The 18255-nt window shown below is 65.1% G+C and carries 12 protein-coding genes, 1 tRNA gene and 1 pseudogene; 8 read left to right on the top strand and 6 right to left on the bottom strand.

All coding sequences use genetic code 11. The features are described 5' to 3' along the window. Window positions 1-351: 351 nt before the first annotated feature. A complete protein-coding gene (locus tag BJ982_RS10915) occupies window positions 352-561 on the bottom strand; it encodes a hypothetical protein (RefSeq protein WP_184879077.1) in 210 nt (69 codons plus the stop codon). Between the two features lie 531 nt (window positions 562-1092). On the opposite strand from BJ982_RS10915, the gene BJ982_RS10910 reads away from it, so the two are divergent. The 5 genes from BJ982_RS10910 (at window position 1093) to BJ982_RS10890 (ending at window position 9786) form a co-directional block, all read left to right on the top strand. Continuing rightward, the gene (locus tag BJ982_RS10910) at window positions 1093-4155 is read left to right on the top strand and encodes a DEAD/DEAH box helicase family protein (RefSeq protein WP_184879075.1); all 3063 of its coding nucleotides are present in this window, start codon (window positions 1093-1095) and stop codon (window positions 4153-4155) included. 35 nt (window positions 4156-4190) lie between these two features. After that, window positions 4191-5501, top strand: coding sequence for a restriction endonuclease subunit S (locus BJ982_RS10905; protein WP_184879073.1), 1311 nt, complete (start codon window positions 4191-4193; stop codon window positions 5499-5501). Beyond that, window positions 5498-7009, top strand: coding sequence for a class I SAM-dependent DNA methyltransferase (locus BJ982_RS10900; RefSeq protein WP_184879071.1), 1512 nt, complete (start codon window positions 5498-5500; stop codon window positions 7007-7009). Before BJ982_RS10905 ends, BJ982_RS10900 begins: the two co-directional genes overlap by 4 nt. 72 nt (window positions 7010-7081) lie before the next feature. Further along, a complete protein-coding gene (locus tag BJ982_RS10895; RefSeq protein WP_184879069.1) occupies window positions 7082-8677 on the top strand; it encodes an AAA family ATPase in 1596 nt (531 codons plus the stop codon). Window positions 8678-8757: 80 nt separating this feature from the next. Beyond that, on the top strand, window positions 8758-9786 hold the full coding sequence (locus BJ982_RS10890) for a hypothetical protein (RefSeq protein ID WP_221482295.1): 1029 nt from the start codon (window positions 8758-8760) through the stop codon (window positions 9784-9786). Between the two features lie 147 nt (window positions 9787-9933). Here the strand turns inward: BJ982_RS10890 and BJ982_RS10885 are convergent, their stop codons facing one another. Beyond that, window positions 9934-11823: a DUF2075 domain-containing protein gene (locus BJ982_RS10885; protein ID WP_184879065.1), complete on the bottom strand. Its 1890-nt coding sequence runs from the start codon at window positions 11821-11823 to the stop codon at window positions 9934-9936. Between the two features lie 696 nt (window positions 11824-12519). Here BJ982_RS10885 and BJ982_RS10880 point away from each other — a divergent pair. After that, a tRNA-Arg gene (locus tag BJ982_RS10880) sits at window positions 12520-12602 on the top strand. A 205-nt stretch (window positions 12603-12807) separates the two neighbouring features. Here BJ982_RS10880 and BJ982_RS39225 read toward each other — a convergent pair. From BJ982_RS39225 to BJ982_RS10865, 4 genes are read right to left on the bottom strand one after another with little or no spacing between them, the layout of a single operon-like run. After that, window positions 12808-13146, bottom strand: a complete 339-nt coding sequence (locus BJ982_RS39225; RefSeq protein ID WP_239123803.1) for a site-specific integrase — start codon at window positions 13144-13146, stop codon at window positions 12808-12810. Continuing rightward, the gene (locus tag BJ982_RS10875) at window positions 13109-14176 is read right to left on the bottom strand and encodes a site-specific integrase (protein WP_239123805.1); all 1068 of its coding nucleotides are present in this window, start codon (window positions 14174-14176) and stop codon (window positions 13109-13111) included. Before BJ982_RS10875 ends, BJ982_RS39225 begins: the two co-directional genes overlap by 38 nt. Continuing rightward, window positions 14173-14364, bottom strand: coding sequence for a helix-turn-helix transcriptional regulator (locus BJ982_RS10870; protein ID WP_184879062.1), 192 nt, complete (start codon window positions 14362-14364; stop codon window positions 14173-14175). The genes BJ982_RS10875 and BJ982_RS10870 overlap by 4 nt, the downstream gene beginning before the upstream one ends. Further along, on the bottom strand, window positions 14361-15398 hold the full coding sequence (locus BJ982_RS10865) for a replication initiator (protein WP_184879059.1): 1038 nt from the start codon (window positions 15396-15398) through the stop codon (window positions 14361-14363). Before BJ982_RS10865 ends, BJ982_RS10870 begins: the two co-directional genes overlap by 4 nt. A gap of 2 nt (window positions 15399-15400) precedes the next feature. On the opposite strand from BJ982_RS10865, the pseudogene BJ982_RS10860 reads away from it, so the two are divergent. Continuing rightward, window positions 15401-16624: pseudogene (locus tag BJ982_RS10860) on the top strand (IS3 family transposase). A 259-nt stretch (window positions 16625-16883) separates the two neighbouring features. After that, window positions 16884-17237, top strand: coding sequence for a hypothetical protein (locus BJ982_RS10855; RefSeq protein WP_184879056.1), 354 nt, complete (start codon window positions 16884-16886; stop codon window positions 17235-17237). Window positions 17238-18255: the final 1018 nt, after the last annotated feature.

Genomic DNA, 18255 nt, shown 5'->3' with positions numbered 1-18255 from the left:
GTCGTTCAACCGCAGCTTGATGCTGCCGCGGGGCTTCCGTTCCTCGGGCTTGGTGGCCCTGCGGTACGGGTCCCCTGCCATCGGGTGACTTGGGCTGGCCGCCGGCCAGAGCGCTGTGTACAGCAGCGGGTACAGCAACGCTGCCTAAGCGATCACACGTCACCAGTCGCCATCTGCCGCTTGAGCAGGGTCAGGAGCTCTCTACGTCGTCGCTGGCGCTCGTTTGCAATTAGGAAGTCACGGCTCGACCCCGTAGGAGTGGACCGTTCCGGTGGAGGCGCTGGCCAAGGGTGGTCCACGGGTCGCCGCCTGACCGCGACCCCCGATCCGGCCAGCGCCGAGAGCGTTGATCTACGTCAGCTTCCTGACTAAGAAGGTCTGCGCGGGATTGACATCGGGCGCGCATGCCATATGTGGCAAGTCAACGCCCGCCAAGCCGCTTAACTCAAGGCCGACTACGGCGAGGTCGTGCGCGCTCTGAATCGAGTTGCCGTCGGTGATGGCCGCGTAGAACTGCGCCGCGTACGCGATCGCGTCCGTGTCTTCGATCTCGTCGGACATGCCAATGGCGGAAGGTACCACGCCAGCAGCCACGAGCGCCTCGGCCAGTGGGGCCGACGTGCAGGAATTGAACATGACCAGCAGCGGTGGCTCGTCCGGTGCCGCATTGCACGGGCGAAGGTGCCAGCGGCGACGTCCACCCCGAACTCGTGCTCCTCGTCGATGTCCTCCTCCAGGACGATGAAGTTCTCATCGCTGTGCCCCGAGAAGTGCACGACGTGCGGCTTGAACTTTGAGAGGCCGTCCAGCAGATCGGCCGTGGTCGCGGCCGGCCGCGGATCCAACTCGACGGCGTCCCGGTGGAGGGCGGCGTTGACGGCCGCGCGGATCCGCGTCTGCTCGCGGCCGATGCGCAGCCCTCCATCCGTCGTCGCCCCCAGCAGGAGGACTCGCAAGGGGCCGTCGGCGCCAGCACCCGGGCCAAACCTCCACGTTGCACGAAGGTGGCGGACGGTAGGGTAGGAGATCGGTCTGTAGCGGATCCCACGGCACTGACCACATCACCAAGCAGGGCAGGTAGGGAGGGCTGACGTGGCTCGAGAGCCGGGCGAGCTTGGAAGCCAGTTCACGAACCTGGCCCTCGCCTCAGCCAATTTCGGGTTCCTCCTCCCCTACGAACCACTCCTAGTGCTCTACGGCGCTTCATCCGAGGCCCGTATGTCCACTGACCCAACTGACTCGGTGGTGGCGGCGCACCAGTTCGGTGAGGTTCTTGCCACCAAACTCAGCCATATGGCAGGCGTGCAACCGCCGACGACCGACCAGTCGTCTCGTCTGCAAGTGCTCACCCGGGCTGGGCTACTCCCCGCACGAGTCCTCGCCGCGTTCGAAGACCTTCACAACTTCGCGGGCGGTGAGCCCGACCCGACAGAGGCCGTAGCGTCGCACCTGGTCCAGCGCTGTTTTCAGCTCGCCGTCTGGTTCTTCCGGCTCCAGACATCCGACCAGGAGCCGATGTCCTTTGTTCACACAGACTCGTCCGCCCTACATGCTCTAGCGGAGCGAGTGGAGCCACTGGAAGCAGCCCTGCCCTGGTTGCGCCGGGAAATCGACCTCCGGGTGGGGTCGACATCCCTGCCGGCTTCAGAGCGCGAGCACTTGATCGTCCGCGCTCGTGACGCAGCCTATGAGCCACTGGCAGAAGCGGCGATCGCGGCGGAGGTGGAGCGTAGCCTCACCAAGGCAGGGTGGGACGTTCTGGGCAGAGATGCGGAGGATGATCGGAATCGCTCACTCGGTTGCGTGTTGCTGGGCCCCCGCCTGCCCGGCGGCCGCCGGGCCGACATGCTGCTGTTGGTCGGTGGGCAAGTGGTCGGAATCATTGAATACAAGAGGGGCGGCGCGGATCTCACTGCTGCCATGGAACAGGCGGAGGTACTGGCTGCAGTACTGACCGACGCCTCGCCGTGGCCGGTATGGCGTTCACCGCTGCCATATCGGTACGTGAGCGACGGTCAGCGTCTGCTTTTCTGTGACGCCAATGATCCGGAGCCACGAGCCCGGCTCGTCAGCGGCTTCCACCGACCCGCCACTTTGGCCCGTTGGCAGCGTGAGGCAGAAGCGGACAGTGAGGCGCCGACCTACCGAGCCCGGTTGACCGCCCGCCTGCCACGGCTGAACGAGGGGTCATCGGCGACCGGGCACCTTCGTCCGCCGCAGCTGCGAGCAGTACTGGCCGTCGAGCAAGCTCTCGCGGCCGGACAGCGCCGTGCCCTGGTGCAGATGACCACCGGAACGGGACGGATCAACGCTGAGGTCTTCGCGGCGTATCGTCAGCTCAGGTATGCCAAGGCTGCCCACATTCTCTTCGTGGTCGATCGAGTCGCTTTGGCGCATCAGCTGACAGCCTTGCTCCGCCAGTTCAGTACCCCGGATGAGGGGCGGAGTCTCGCTGACGTGTACCAGGTCGAAGAGCTGGCCTCGACAGGCCCGACTCCATCGGCATCAGTCGTCGTGGCCACGGCACAGAGACTGGCGGGCTTATTGGCAGGCGCATCAGAGCCGGACAGCGGTTCCGTCCGCGTGTCGGCATCTGAGACCGCCGAGCAGGTTTCGCATTCCGACGCCATGCCGCTCGAAGTCATCTACTCGGAGGCTCTGCCGACTGATTTCTTCGATCTCGTCATCGTCGAGGATTGCCGCCAATGGGTCTATGGAAGAGGGCGTGCTGTCCTTGAGTACTTCGATGCTCCTGTAGTGGGATTCACCGCGACTCCGGTGGCCCCGGTCTTCGGCTTCTTCAACGGCAATCTGGTCAGCGAGTATCCCTTTGAGCAGGCCATCGCAGATGGCCTCCTTGTGGACTACTCCGTCTACCAAACAAGGTTCGAGTCGCCCCGACGGGCAAAGCTCGTGCCGTTGGACGAGCACATTGCCTCCGAAGCCAAGCGCCCGCGCCGCACCCGATACGAGCAACTGGACGAGGACCTAGCCCACGCCGGACCGGACAGTGGCCCATCGATCGTCGGGTCCGAACGGCTGACTGCGGTTCTGACGGCTTTCCGTGACGAACTCCCCGCCCTGTTCCCTGAGAGGATGGCCCAAGGCGGGCTGGTGGTCCCCAAGACAGTGGTCTTCGCGGTCAACGATGCGCATGCGGAAGACGTCGTCCACCACATCCGCGAGGTATTTGGCGTCGGCGATGCCTTCTGCCAGAAGATCACCCGTAGCAGTGGTAACCCGGACCAGCTCCTGAGGGACTTCAGGACGACACCACAGTTCCGGATCGCCGTGGGGGTGGACCTCATCTCCGCCTCCAGCAACATGCGGCCGGTCGAGTGCATGCTGTTCCTGCGCGATGTGCGGTCCAGCGCCTACTACGAGCGGCTGCTGGCGCAAGGCGCCCAGCGCATTTCGCCGGCGGAGCTCCGTGCCGTCACCCCAGGAGCGTCCACTAAGACCCAGCTCGTGGTGATCGACGCAGTGGGGGCCTCGCGCCATCACAACCGACAGCTCGTCAACGTGACCGATGCGGCCGGGCGCGCCGGGCGGCTCGCCCTGGAGCGCCTGCTGAACTGTACGGTAGACGGCGGCCTGACCCCTAACGAGACTGCTGAACTCGGAGTGCGGCTCGCCAGGCTCATCCCCGTGCTGACCGACGTGGATGGCGCTGCCGTACGGAAGCTGGCGGGCCTCTCCCTGGAGGAGTTGGTGGCCCGGCTCATCAACACCGTCGATGCGGACCACGTGACGCAGCTCCGCGAAGCCGGCGGCGAGAAGGCTGTCGAAGACGAAGTCAGGGATGCAGTCGCTCCGCTCTCCGAGCTACCTGCGCTCCGGAAGCTGCTGCTCGACGTCTACGACCGACCAACCAGCTTGGCCCTGGAGGAGCCCAGCGGGCAGACTGCGGCCATCGAGACCATGCACCGCCGTTTGGCAGCGTTCAAGCAACAGGCCGGGCCCTTCACCCCAGCTCAGTGGTGGTGGATCGAGAACATCGCGGAGGCGACTGCAACCGCCGACGCCCGATTCGATCCCAGTGACCTCGATGGCGTCCCCTTCTCGGGACGAGGCGGCACGGACGGCTTCCTCAGCGCATTTGGAACCGACGGCGCGATCGACCTCTTGGACGAACTGGGTAGGACACTCGTTTGAAGAATGACCTTCCCACAGGCTGGACTGCTGTCCGATTGGCTGACGTACTGAGCGAGCAGTTGGTCAACGGCCGCTCCCTGCCCACCCGGGAGGACGGCTTCCCCGTGCTGAGGCTGACGGCACTTCGCGCAGTAACGGTGGATTTCACCCAGACGAAGGGCGGTGACTGGACGGCCCGTAACATCGCCCCTCTTCTAGCCGAACCCGGTGACCTGCTTGTCAGCCGGGCCAGCGGCTCGCTCTCCCTGGTCGGTGAGGGCGCATTGGTCGATGATCCACCAACGCCTACGACCTTCCCCGACACGATGATCCGCGTGCGCGTGCTCCCCACCCTGGTCAACCCGAGGTACCTCGCTCATCTGTGGAACTCCCCGGTCATACGTCGCCAGCTGGAGACCCGCGCCCGGCGTAACGGCGGAGGGGGGATATACCGGATCAGCCAGAGCGACCTGGCAGAAATCTTGCTTCCGCTCCCGGCTCCTGCCGAACAGCGCAGGATCATTAGCCTGTTGGAACACCACCTCGCCCAGATCGACGCGGCAGAGACTCGGACCCGCACAGCGGTCGACCAAGCGGACGAGCTGAGACGCTCCGTGATCGCCCAGGCTTGTCTGGGACGGCTCTCCAACACGCTCGCCACGCCAGGAAACCTTGCCCCCGCAGGCACAAACGACGGCGCCCTGCCATCCCTGCCCGCAGACTGGCGATGGACCCGCCTGGAGACCATCGCCGATGTGACACGCGGGATCACCAAAAACAGCCGGCAGTGGGAGCCCACTGACGTGGAAGTTCCCTGCCTTCGGGTGGCGAACGTTCAGCGCGGCCGATTGGTCCTGGACGACGTCCGCTCAGTCCGGCTGCCTATACAGCGAGCAGAGACCGCCCGCCTTCGATCTGGTGACGTGGTCCTCACCGGAGGCGGAGACCATGACAAGCTGGGCCGGGGCTGGATCTGGGAGGACCAATTGCCCGACTGCGTCCACCAGAATCACGTGTTCCGAGTCCGCATCACGGACCAGCTGCTGCACCCCAAGCTCCTGGCCTGGCACGCCAACGGGTTCGGCCGCCAGTGGTGCGAACGCAACGCCACGCAGGTCACAGGGCTAGCGTCCATCGCTTTGCGGAAGGTCCGGCTGATGCCGGTGCCCGTTGCCCCCGCTGCTGAACAGCAACGGTTGGTCGATTTCGTCCAGGCGCACACCGTGAGTCTCGAGACCGCTTCCGCTGCGGCTGAACGAGCACTCGTCATGGCCGACCGGCTGCGACACAACCTCCAGCAGCAGGCTTTCAGCGGTCAGCTATCCAACGCCGCCGATCCGTTCGGGCAACAGGAGTCCCTGCTTTGAACCCACCTGTTTCTCCCCATACCGGGCGCGACCAGGACATCACCAAGGTCCTCTGGTCCTTGAGTGACTTTCTGCGAGAGGACGGGATCCCGGTCTCAGAATACGTCGAGCAGCTGGCCTTCCTGATCTTTCTCAAGCTCGCCCACGAACAGAGCCAGCGCCCGCTCAACCCGCTCGACGTGCTCGGCTACGACGCGTGGGGAGAACTTCGCCGTACTGACGTCCAGCACCAGCCGTGGCGCTACGAGCAAATGCTCAACCACCTCGCGTCTCGGCCGGGCAACCTCGGCCTGCTCTTTAGGAAGGCGCAGAACCGCATTCAGGAGCCGACCAAGCTCAGCCAGGTGATCGACCTGGTGGACCTCCACCACTGGTCAGGAGATGGAAGCACCAGCCGTGGCGCGGTCTTCGAAGCACTGCTGGCCCGATTTACCTCCGACAGCCGAACCGGAGCCGGGCAGTACTTCACCCCGCGGCCGCTGATCGAGGCGATCGTTCAGTGTGTCCAGCCGGGGGTCGACGACACGATCATCGACCCTGCCTGCGGCACTGGAGGCTTCCTGATCAAGTCATTCGAGTACCTGGTCAACCACTTCCCCCCAGGCGTCACCCCTGCTCAGCGCGCGCGACTCAACACGGGTGCGTTCTTCGGCACCGAACTCGTCGATGCCACGGCGCGGCTCGCAACGATGAACCTCGTCCTACACGGCCTGACCAGGGCTGACGCTACCGACCCCTGTATCACCGTCGGTGACGCGCTCACCCACCTTCCGACGCGGCACGCGACGCTGGTCCTCACCACGCCCCCGTTCGGGATGCGGTCCATGGGCAACGCCGACACTTACTACCGACCCGACTTCTGGACGAAGACCAGCAACAGAGCGCTCAACTTCATCCAGCACGTCTACGGCCTGCTAGAGACCAACGGCCGAGCAGCCGTCGTGATTCCCGATAACGTGCTGTTCGAAGGTGGAGCCGGTGACCTGATCCGACGACGACTCCTGAGCGCTTGTGACTTGCACACCCTGCTCCGGCTCCCGGCAGGAGTCTTCTATGCAGGCGGTCTAAAGACCAACGTTCTGTTCTTCGAGAAACCCTCTCCACGGCCAGACGGCAGACCATCGACCAAGCAACTCTGGGTGTACGACATGCGGTCTCACCGCCCGACGCCAACCAAGACCAAACCGCTGGTCGGCGCCGACTTCGAGGATTTCGTATCCGCTTACCGGCCGGGACGGCCTCGGAACGAGCGGATCGAGTCACCCCCGTTCCGGTCCTTCAGTGTGGAGGAACTACTCGCCAGAGACCGCACCAACCTCGACCTCCGGGTCGGAGAACCTCAGGATGAGCCCGTTGCACTCGGCGAGCCCGAGGCTGACTTGTACCGCATGGCCGAGAAGATCACCGGGGAACTCCGCTCGGCGCTGGCCGAGTTCAGCGCCCTCGCCGAGGCGCTCCGACCCTACGGCGTCCACCGTGACCGTCCGGATCGGGACTCCGCTAAGTGAGCGCAACCACGCCTGCCACGACTGGAGGACCGCATGCGGCTGCTCCGACTGAGCCTCCCCTCCTACCGGGGGATGCGCAACTTCGAGCTAAACCTCGAGGATGCGGTGGACGACGGCCATGCCATCGCCACACTGATCGGCCCCAACGGAGGCGGAAAGTCGCGGGTCCTACACGCGCTCGCTGAGATCTTCGGTGCACTCCATCGGCCGAAGCACCGTACGGCATTCGCTTTCGACGCCCACTACGTGGTGCGCGGCAAGACCGTCAGGGTCCTCCAAGCTTCCCCCGATGCATCCCCCGGGATGACTGTGGCACAGGCGGGCCGCGAGCCGACGCGAGTGCCCCGGGCAGACTGGGCGGAACATCTTCCTTACCACGTTTTCGGCTACCAGGCTCATCCTCGGGCTCCCTGGACAGGGGAGTTCGACCAGCATCGCCGCTTCGCCGCGCAGCGTCTCGGCGATTGGCGCAGGCAATGGCGACAAGGTCTTCAGGAGTGGCTCGATAGCCACACTTTAGAAGACTCGTGGCCGGAACAGCTCACCCTGCCCATCAGCTGCCCCCTATACACCCCGATCTTCCTCTGCACCCCCGCCCACCTGCCTCTGCTGCTCCTCTCGCAGACCACCCACTGGTCCGACTCATTCGGCGCCTACCTGCGTGAGCAGTCATACATCCAGCACGTGGCCTCGGCAGTCCTGCGCGTCAGAGCGCCCCGCGCCGCGCGGGAAATGCCGTTGGCCGCGCTCCCGTACTGGGGTCTGGGTGGGCCTGCCCGCACGCTGTTCGCAGCGGCGGCCGAGTCCGGTCGGTTCGGATTGATTCCCGATGCCGATCCCGTGAATGGAGCCGGAAGCCCCGCAGACGGATTCAGAATCGTGCTGGGTACCACCGAGGACGTCAAGGCCTTCCGTAATCTCTTCGACTCCGATCTGTCGATGTTCGGGCTGCTTGCTACCCTGCTCGACGCTGGCTACCTCACCGTCGATATCCGGCTGCAGAGGACCGGCACAGTTACGCTCGACCTCGACGACCTTAGCTCGGGAGAGCAGCAAATCCTGACGATTCTGGGCCTGCTGCACCTCCAGCGCGCTCAGGAGTCACTCTTCCTCCTCGACGAACCCGACTCACACTTCCATCCCGAGTGGAGCCGGCGCTGGTACAGCTCCGTTCGCATCGTGCTAGGGGAACACCATGACTCGCAGTTCATCGCGGCCACCCACGAACCCCTCCTAGTGGCCAATATGACCCGCCAGCAGATCCGCGTCGTTTCCACCGGCGAGGAGGGCCGGACCAAGGCGGTGACTCCTAGGGCGGACCCGCGCGGGCAGGGTGCCGGCGGTCTACTAACCACCGACCTCTTCGGACTGCCCACCCAACTCGATGAACACACGCAAGGTCTAATCGATCAACAGTACGAGCTACTAGCAGCTGCGCCACACGATTCCGTGGCGCAGGCAGAACTCAGACGGGTCACGGGCAAGCTCGATGCGCTGGGCTTTTCCACCGCTAACCGCGATCCGCTTGTGTCAGCCTTTCTCGCCGAACTCCACAGCAGGCGCCGCGCCCTCGTCGAGGCCGCCCGGGGTACCAGCCCTCCGTCCCCCGAAGTGCTGGAGGCCTTGGTCGCCGAACTCTTCAACGAGCACTTCTCGTCGGTGCTCTGACGACGATGAGACATGTGGATATGAAGGGGCTCACTACCCCGACGGCCTGGGCCAACAGGACTCGGCGCACCTTGGACGTCGTGCGGGCCGCGATGGCCGAGAACAAAGAGCGCATCTTCAAAGCCCACTGGACCGATGACGAAGTACGCGACCCTCTGCTCGCACTCATCGGACAGAAATGCTGGTACTGCGAGACCATAATCCAGCGCGCAGATGTCAACGTCGACCACTTTCGGCCCAAGTCCGAGGTGCTTGATGAACCTGGCCATCTCGGCTATTGGTGGCTCGCCTACGAAATTGAGAATTACCGCATCACGTGCAAGCACTGCAACAGCGGTGGGGCCAGGTTCGACGGCGTGCCGGAAGGTCGTGCCAAAGGTAGTCGCTTCCCGCTCCTGGCCGGGCCGCGCGCCTGGCAACCAGGGAACGAGAGACTTGAGCAGCCGCTGCTCCTCGACCCGGCCCAGCAAGGCGACCCCGACTTGCTCGGGTTCGACAGCTACGGCTATGCCCGGCGCAGCAACGCCCCGTACTCACCAGCCGAGGCGCAAAGCGGCGTGTGCCGCGCCGACGAGACCATCCGAATCCTTGCGCTCAACGCCACCCAAATCACCGAGCAACGGCGCGAGCTCATGACAGAGATCGCGGAACTCGCCCAGATATCGAGCCTGCCCACCGTCCAGGCACGGATTGAGAGAAAGGTGCATCCCACGGCGCCATGGAGCTCAGCGGCCACAGCCGCCCTGGCGCTGCAGCGTGCTTGCGCCCTGCCAACAGACCCGGCCGCCCAGCCTGAGACGGCGCTTTCCGCCACGACGGTCTTCGACCGGCATCGTTCGAATGTAGACCTGCGGAACCTGCTCGAACATCTGGATCCGGCCGAACTGGCAGCCGGCATTCCGCTGACCATTCATTACAAGAAGGACGTGCGGGCCGTGTTGCAACGCGACGGACGGATCAACGTCCTGGGCCGTACCTGGGGCACCCCTACCTCCGCGGCCCGCGTAGCCATCGGCAGCGACGACGTCGACGGCTGGGATTTCTGGCGACTGACCACAGCCGGCGTTGAGCAGTCACTCGCCGACTTTCGCGCCAAACACACCCCTTGAAGCATCAACTTAAAGTGGAGGATGCTGCGGCAGCCTCTTAGTCGGCAAGTGCGGGACATGCGTGGTATAACCCTGCGGCGCCCTCACGTTCTCTTGGCTATTTGCCCAGTTCAAGGCGCCTGGGCCGACGGAGTAGCTACCGTTCTCCTACCGCGGAGCGTTCATGGGCACGCCTTCGTAGTCGAGCAGACGAGCACCAAGCTTGGCCAGCATCACGTTGGTGGTGCGGTCGACGGAGTACAACACGGTGCCGCGCATTCCGCGGGTAGCAAGCACCCTGTAAGTGTTGCGGACCAGGAAGTCGAAGTCGAGCGCGTCCTCGACCGCCCTGTCGCGGTTCTGGCTGATGTCGGCCTGCCAGCCTCCGTCGTGCCAGACCAGGTCTGGGCCGAAGATGACGCCGGCCCAGGCGTACTCGAAGCCCTGCGCGGTGTAGATGCAGCCGATCTGGCCGTGGCCGCCTGGGTGTGTCGCCCACAGTGTGTGCGGCGGCCTGTCGCCGACCCACTCGTCACCCTGGACGTTCCATGGCCTGTTCCAGCCATTGATGCGTATATTGTCGACCAGGGTGCCGTCTTTGCGGGGGGACGACCAGGGCCAGCAGAAGCCTGCCGCGATGCGGGCGGTGCTGTTGGTCTCGGCAGCGCGCCTGTTGAGAAATTTCTCCATCGCCTCGGGGGTGGGGGCGACGTACAGCTCGTAGTTCTCCAGCGGCCGCCACCGGCGTGGCGGTTCCCCAGCCACCAGCCCGAGCAGCTGTTCGACCCAGCGGATATACTCCGGGTCGCCGCCGCAGCGGAACTGGCTGCGCAGGTCGATCCGCAGGACCTCGTGCTTCATCTCCTTGGCCGCGTTCTCAATCAGCTGGATGGTGCCGTCTTCGCCGGGACGCACCACCTGATGCTCGTCCAGCAGGAAGACGGGCACGTCCGCCGCACTAATGAGCTGCTCGACCTGGGACGGGCCCGTGCCGGATGCCTGGCGCCGGAGCCGGTGCGCCTCGTCGGCGATGAGCACATCCAGCTTCGAGCGGAGGGTTTCGAAGCTGTTGAAGTACCGGAAAATGCGCCTGGCGCGCTTGTCCTCGCCGGCGTACTCCCACAGCGTGCGGGTGAAGGATCGGCTGCCGGTGGCGTGCGCGACCTTCAGCCCGTCTTTGCTGCACGCGGCCAGCAGCTCCAAGGCGATCACGCTCTTGCCGGTGCCGGGGCCACCCACGATCAGCACGACCCGCTTGTTGCCCCGGCGGCTCGCTGCCAACTGGACCTTGACGTACTCGACGGCTTTGCGCTGCTCGTCCAGCAAGGGGAAGCCGGGGCGTCCCCGCACGCTCTTGTTGACCGCGGTCATCAGGCTGTCGGTCGGTGACACGCGGGCGGACAGTAGGTCGTGAGCATGCTCGAGCGCCATTTCGCCCGAGAGGGCCTTCGTAAGCATGGCCGCGAACCGTTCACGGTCCTCCGGTTCCTGGCCGTACATCTGCGTGCGCTTCGCGCCGCCCTCCAGTTCCTGGCTGTCGCCCTGGATCGTCTCGAGGACCGCAGCGGGCATGTTGTGCAGGTTGACCAGGCTCATCACCTTGGCGGTCCGCAGCATCGGCACGAAGTCGCGCAGAACCTGCCGGTACCCGTCAGCCTGGACGGCCGGGTGAAGGCGCGGGTTGCGGCCAGGCGCGTTCGGCACGTGCACCATCTGCGTGCCGCGCACCGGCCGGACCTGCGACCACTGTTTGTTCTCCACCACCACGACGCAGATCTCGCCGGTCTCGCGCTCGCTTCCGACCAAGACGATGTCCATGCGTACGTCGCAGATCGGCGCGGTCAGCTCGACCAGCACCTGTACGTCTTGCAGGCCAGCGCTGATCAGCAGGTCGACGACGGTGGGGATGCTGCCGCCCCACGAGGCGCTCTCGCTCTCTCGCGGCTTCGCTCCGTGCATCGCGACGAAGCGTCGGCGCAGTTCCTCGACCAGATGACCTTGGGCGATGACCTCGGCGAGTTCCTCGGCACTGCCCTGGTACAGACAACGCAACGCCACGAGAGCGCTCCTTCGGAACGACGGCCGACGCAACGGTCAGCAGACGGACAGGGGCGAAGGGTGGTGCGAGCCGTACTGTAGCGACGATTGCTGACAGATCACGACAGATCAGGGCAGCACCCGTGCACAGACTTAAAACTGGCGTCTCCACTGGCCAAACCGCGAACCCGCCCATCTCCCTCCAAGGATGTGGGCGGAGCGCCTACCTGCGATCAGGCGGCCGTCACAATGACCCTGCCGTTTAGCAACGCGTAAACCTCGCTAGGTCCTGCGTACGGGCCAGCAGCGACGACTGCCACGGCGGCACGGTCGTCGGCCATCTCCGCCTGGAGCCCAGCACGGAGGATGCCATCAGTGAGGTGCAACTCCACTTGATCGCGATAGAGGTACGCAGTGGGCCACCAGGCAAGGGTGACGAAAAGTGAGTCGCCGCCAGAGGATCGAACCGCCCCGCCACCTGGAAATGGCCCTAGGAGAACGAGCCTCGGTGGCGCGCAGCCGGAGCTTTGGCAAGCACCGCTTGAAGGCGCGGTGCAGTTCAATGTTGCCGGCGGGGTCAGGTGCAGCGTCAGCCTGCAGCTTCGATGAGCAAGTGCAACCTGGTTGTCAGCCCGCCGCGGGACCGTCCGAGCGCATGCCGCTTGTGGGACATGTACGGGATGATCTTTGGGGTGGCGCACGCCGCGTGAGGCATCTGCCGAGCTCAGAGGGTGCATCCCAGCTGCATAGCCTCCGCTCTCCTAAAGCGGGTGCCGCAGGTTCGAATCCTGCCGGGGGCACCTTCTGATCAGGTGAAACTGCCATCTACCTGCGGTTTCCCCTGACAGCTTCGACGATCTTGAGCAACCGTAGGCCGCCGTGCGCAGCCGCATGTCAGCCGCTGCGGGATATACGGGGGATGAAGCTCGGCGCGTTCTACCAGCTCAGCCCTAGAAAGCAGAAGGACCCCGGGATGACCCGGGGTCCACGGCGCGTCGATGTGGATCAGTCGTTCAGGGCTTCACCGATCTTGCGGTTCGCACGGGACTGCTGCCCTTCGATGCATTTGGCGTAGACGCGCAACAACACATCGACACTGTGGCCAGCGCGCTGGGCGACCTCGGTGGCCGACACGCCGGCGTTGAGCCACAGCGACACCGCTGCATGCCGCAGATCGTAAGGCCGTGCAGCCAGCGGCGAGGCGACTTGTTCCGCGGCCAAGACCGCGCGCCGAGCCTGCTGCCAGACACCTGAGTACGCCGAGGAAGAGAACGGCTTGCCCTTGGACGTGCGAAACAGCCGACCGTCATCGGCGACGCCGTACCGGCTGATGTGCGCTCGCAAGACGGCCACCAGGACGGGAGGGATCGGGATCTCCCTGGTGTCGTTCTTGGCACGGTGCTTGAGCCCCCGGGAATCGTGGGTCTCCCCCGAATTGGTCCACCTCTTGTTGGCCTGGGGACGCGCCTTTCTCGACCGTGAGCAGGCCCCATCCCTCCTCAGGCAGGTCACAGTTCTCTTGGCGCAGCCCGGCGGCCTCCTCCGGCCGGAGAGCGGCGTAATACATACAGGCGAACAGCCCATGTAGCCGCTTCCCCCGCGTACGGCCGATCTTCGGAACAGCCGCCAGTAGTGCACGAGCCTGTTGAGGGTTCACGACGGTGCGTGGGTCGACGGCACCGGCGGCCTTTGGCGGCTTCCACTTGATTGCGTGCAGCGGGTTAGCCTGGAGTTCCTTTTGCTCTACGGCGAGTTCCAGCATGTGATTAAGGACTTCGCGCTTCCGGCGAACCGTATTGGCAGCGGCGTCCTTACCCGCGAAGGTCATCGAGATGGCGTCGAGGGCCGTGCGGATCACACGGGAGTCTTGAAGATCCGCCAAGGGCAATGACGCTTTCTCCAACCAAGTCAAGACAGGTCGGAGGTGCAGCGGCACCTCGGGGCGTCGGTCATCCGGCAGCAATACGTACTCGCGGAGCAGCGTCCGTACTGCCGGATCGTCTGGTCGGCCCGGTAGGTCGGCGACAAGTGCGGGGATGAGCGACAGCAGGCCGTAAACGTCCGTTTCGCGGGTACGAGCTGCAGAGCCACGCCATCGACTCACCACGTAAAAGCGCCCGAATTCCAGAACTGACGGCCCCGAGATCGATGCGGCGGCCAGCATCGACACTGGCAATCCACTGGCGATGTCGAACGCTTCCCCTGCTTTGGCAGCCTGCCGCAGATCCGAAAGGAAGTTCTCTGCCAGCGCCTTGGTACGAAGAGTCTTCGACTTCGCTTTACCGCCGACCTTCCAGCGAACCTCATAGGAGGGCCGCTTACTCGACTGGTTTCGTCGAACCTCCCAGAACTTCACGTCATAGCTGGTGTTCATGCCGCCTGCCGGAGGGAGTCGAGCCAGGCGAGGAGGTCGCTGCGCCAGACGCGGAGTTCGTCGTTCGGAAGTTGGAGGCAGACCGGGGCGCGGCCCAGTTCACGCCAGCGGTAGAAGGTCCGGCGGGAAACACCGCCGAGTTCGTCGAGGACCTCAGGCAGTGTCAACAGCTTGTCCTGACGCATCATCGGACCTCACCTGCCGAGGCACCGCGCTTGGAAGTCGCCAAGGCGACCGCCAGGACGGCGTCTCCGATGGGCAGACCCTTCCCGGCGTAGCGCCAGTGGGTGACCTTGATCGGGGCGTCGTCAGCGAACAGGGGGAGCCTGCCAGTGGTGATGTCTTGCTCTCGGGCGTGGTCGATGCGGATGGTGCGGAGTCGGCCAAGGGTGAAGGAGTAGCGACGGCTACGGGTCGAGAAGTGGCCGCGGTAGCCGAGCATGTGGGCCCAGTGGGTGAGGCGGAGTTCGGCCAGGCGGGGCAGGGCGCCGAGGCGAAAGCACTCGGCGATCAGCCGGCGGGGGTGGTCGCGCAGGCCGAGGGCGTCGAGGTCCTCCAGTGGACGGATGGGCCGGTCAAGGGTGCCGACGCATTCGGCGGCTTTGGTGGCGTACTTGGCGATGTAGGCGGCGACGCTCTGTTCGGACAGGCCGCCGTCCGCGGAGATGGGACGGATGTCGAGCTGTCGGCCCCAGCGCAGGATGCGTACGGGCTGGTCTTGAGTGGTGGAGATGCGGACGGAGACGGCCGGGGCGGCGCCCTGTATGGCTGTGGTGAGAAGGTCGGTGGTGGCCCAGGCCGGGGGCGGGGAGGTTGGCCCGTCCGGGCCGTCGAGGCGGATCACGGCGTGCAGGTGGACGACGCCGCGGCGCTGGTATTCGACGACCTTGGCGAAGGAGAGGACCAGGTGTTGGCGGAGTTCGCGCAGGCTGAGTCCGCCAGCTGTGGCGAGTCGGCGGCGTAGGGCGTCGGCGAAACGTGCCCACAGCAGGGAGGCGGCGGCGTTGAACAGCACCGAGCAGGTGTAGTCGTAGCAGTCCGGGCACAGGGGTTCGCCGAGCTGCGGGTCGTCGGCGGTGTGGCGGACGGTGCAGGAGATGACGCGGCCGTGTGGGCAGGGTTTGGCGTCGCGCCGGGGGTGGCAGGGCGAGACCTCGGGCCTTTCCCCTTGAACGTGAACACCTTGGAGACTGGATCTTGAGGTCCAGGGAAGAGATGTCACTGATGGTGATGAAGAACTACCCGCCCGAGTTCAAGGCCGACGCGGTGGCGTTGGTGCTGTCGAGGCCGGACCGGACGATCACGTCGATCGCGCGGGACCTGGGAGTCAGCCGCGAGACGCTGCGGGTGTGGGTACGCGCCGCGCAGGCGCGGGGTGAAGGTGGGCAACGAGCGGCCGGCGGCACTGCTGCCCGTCAGGACCCATCAGCCGGGCACGTACCCTCGGACGACGTGTTGGAAGAGGAGAACAAGCAGCTCAGGGCCCGGATTCGGGAGCTGGAGCAGGAGCGGGACATTCTGCGTAAGGCGGCCAAGCTTTTCGCGGGCGAGACGAACTGGTGAACCGCTTTCAGTTCGTTGAGGATCACAAAGCGCTCTACGGCGTGAAGCGGTTGTGCCGGGTGCTGCAGGTGTCGCGCTCGGGCTTCTACCGATGGTTGAAGGGCGCCGCGGCGCGGCTGGCCCGCCAACAGGCCGATGAGCAGTTGGCTGCACGGATGCGGCGGATCCACGCCGAGCATGACGGTACCTACGGCTCGCCCCGGATGACGGCCGAGTTGCGCACGGCCGGGATGGGGGTCAACCACAAGCGGGTGGAGCGGGTGATGCGCGAGTACGGCATCGCCGGGCTACGGCTGCGTAAGAGGGTCCGCACCACGATCCCCGAGCCGGACGCCGTGCCGGTGCCGGATCTGCTCCAGCGCGACTTCACCGCCCAGCGGCCCAACATCCGCTACGTCGGCGACATCACCTACCTGCCGGTGGGCGGCGGCCGGTTCCTCTACCTGGCCACGGTCGTGGACTTGTATTCGCGTCGGCTGGTGGGCTGGTCGATCGCCGATCACATGCGCACCGAGCTTGTCGTCGACGCGCTGCAGGCCGCGGCGCAGACCCGGGGCCGTCTGGACGGGGTGGGTGTTTCACAGCGACAACGGGGCGCAGTACTGCTCGCAGGAGTTCGCGCGGGCCTGTCGCCGGCTCGGTGTCATCCGCTCGCGTGGTGCGGTCGGCACCAGCGCCGACAACGCGGCGGCCGAGTCTTTCAACGCGAGTCTGAAACGCGAGACGCTGAAGGGCTCGCCCGGCTGGCCCGACGCCCGCACCGCCCGCCTGGCCGTGTTCGGCTGGATCACCCGTTACAACACGATCCGGCGGCACTCCCGGCTCGGCCAGCTCAGCCCGATCGCCTACGAGAAGACGACAGATAGCCTGAACTCTGCCGCTTGAAATCGGTGTCCACGTTTACGGGGAAAGCCCCGCCGACCTCTGGCCCGAGGCCACCAAACCACACCGCCCGATCGGCCGGGACGTCAAAGCCGTCTACCCCCACCGCTGGACAGTCCCTCAGACCCTCTGGCGCCAGTTCTTCGCCTCAGCCCGCCACCAGATCGACATCCTGGTCTACAGCGGCCTGTTCCTCGCCGAGAACGCCGGCATCCTCCAGACCATCACCGAACGAGCCCAAGCGGGCGCCCAGGTCCGCATCATGCTCGGCGACCCGGAGAGCCCCCACGTCGCCGCCCGCGGAACAGACGAAGGCATCGGCCCCGACCTCATGACCGCCCGTATCCACAACGCCATCAAACTCTACGAACCACTCCAAGCCACCAAAGGCGTAGAGATCCGCCTACACCGCACCGTCCTCTACAACTCCATCTACCGCGCAGACGACAACCTCCTCGTCAACCTCCACGCCTACGCCACCCCCGCCGCCCAAGCCCCCCTGATGCACATCCAAGCCGGTGACGACACCAGCACCGCAACGACCTACCTCACAAGCTTGGACAACACCTGGACCAGTGCCATCCCACTCCCGCAGGCCAGCGACGCGGGCACCTGATCAAGATCAGAAAGTAACTTATCTGTACGTCTATCAAGGGCGAGCCGCCTACGGCGACCCGCCTCGCGCGCCGGTCTGCCAGCTGGCCGGGCTGCGGCTCTCCGGCCGGTCCCGGCCAGCGCCGACCTCGCGCTCCCGAGGCGAGACGGAACGCCCAACAATCGAAGACCAAGGCGGCCAGGGCGACGCGGTTCAACTCGCCAAGATGGCCCCGGAGAGAAGAGCCGCAAAAGGGCTCCTCCTCCGCTCTAGGTCCTCCGATGGAGATGCGCCTGACAGCCAACGCCTGCGGGAGGTCTCCGAGATGAGCCGGGCGGGTGCGGGTGGGATGAGATCACCTCCTCCCCGACCACCTTGAAGGGATGCCCCGACGAGGAGATGACGCTCTGAGAGGGGTTGCAGAGAACTACGCCTGACCTGCTGAGCGATCTGGCATTTCGTTCCTGTCTACAGACTCTCTGGACTAGCAGCATAAAGGCGGTGCCGATTTTGTCTTAATTGTCCAAATCAGATGGGGCGGCGATTCCCGATTTGCGCACCACGCCCAAAACCGATAGCAAGTTCCGTTTCTGCCACACATTCCCCCGATCACCCTACGGCTAGTCCAACTTGATCTACGACCACGGAACGTGTCGGCCGATTCGCAAGTCTCGAGCCTTGGAGCGGTACTGAGAACCCTGATACCTGCGGTGAAGATGTTGCTAAAGTTACCACTGCTAGATGAACACAGGCATGATGAAGACGGTCCTGAGAGCCAAGGCGGCCTGTCCAACTTGATCGAGGGGCGATGTCGCGGCGCTAGCTTTCGCGATCTTGAGCGATGTGGCCGCGACTGCCAGTCTCCGTCGGGAAAGTTAGGCGTACCAAGGTCCATGATCAGCTCGCGTCAGTCGGGGATCCGTGCAGCCGGCCCAGCTATCCGCGGTTATGTGTATCAGTTCGATCGCACAGTTATAGAGATCTTGCAAGCCGAGCAAGGGAGCACAATAACCGTCGAGGGATGCGAAGATATCGATAT

It is taken from the genome of Sphaerisporangium siamense, assembly GCF_014205275.1.
In the GTDB taxonomy this organism is placed as follows: Bacteria; Actinomycetota; Actinomycetes; order Streptosporangiales; family Streptosporangiaceae; genus Sphaerisporangium; species Sphaerisporangium siamense.
The sequence above is the reverse complement of the archived record's forward strand: the minus strand, read 5'-3'. Positions and strand labels throughout refer to the sequence as shown.

What these genes read in the sequence shown, in the direction of transcription:
- BJ982_RS10895 (WP_184879069.1), top strand. Translation starts at nt 7,082, where the DNA reads ATGCGCAACTTCGAGCTAAACCTCGAGGATGCGGTGGACGACGGCCAT.
- BJ982_RS10875 (WP_239123805.1), bottom strand. Translation starts at nt 14,176, where the DNA reads ATGAACACCAGCTATGACGTGAAGTTCTGGGAGGTTCGACGAAACCAG.
- BJ982_RS10870 (WP_184879062.1), bottom strand. Translation starts at nt 14,364, where the DNA reads ATGATGCGTCAGGACAAGCTGTTGACACTGCCTGAGGTCCTCGACGAA.
- BJ982_RS10855 (WP_184879056.1), top strand. Translation starts at nt 16,884, where the DNA reads ATGCTCGGCGACCCGGAGAGCCCCCACGTCGCCGCCCGCGGAACAGAC.
- BJ982_RS10915 (WP_184879077.1), bottom strand. Translation starts at nt 561, where the DNA reads ATGTCCGACGAGATCGAAGACACGGACGCGATCGCGTACGCGGCGCAG.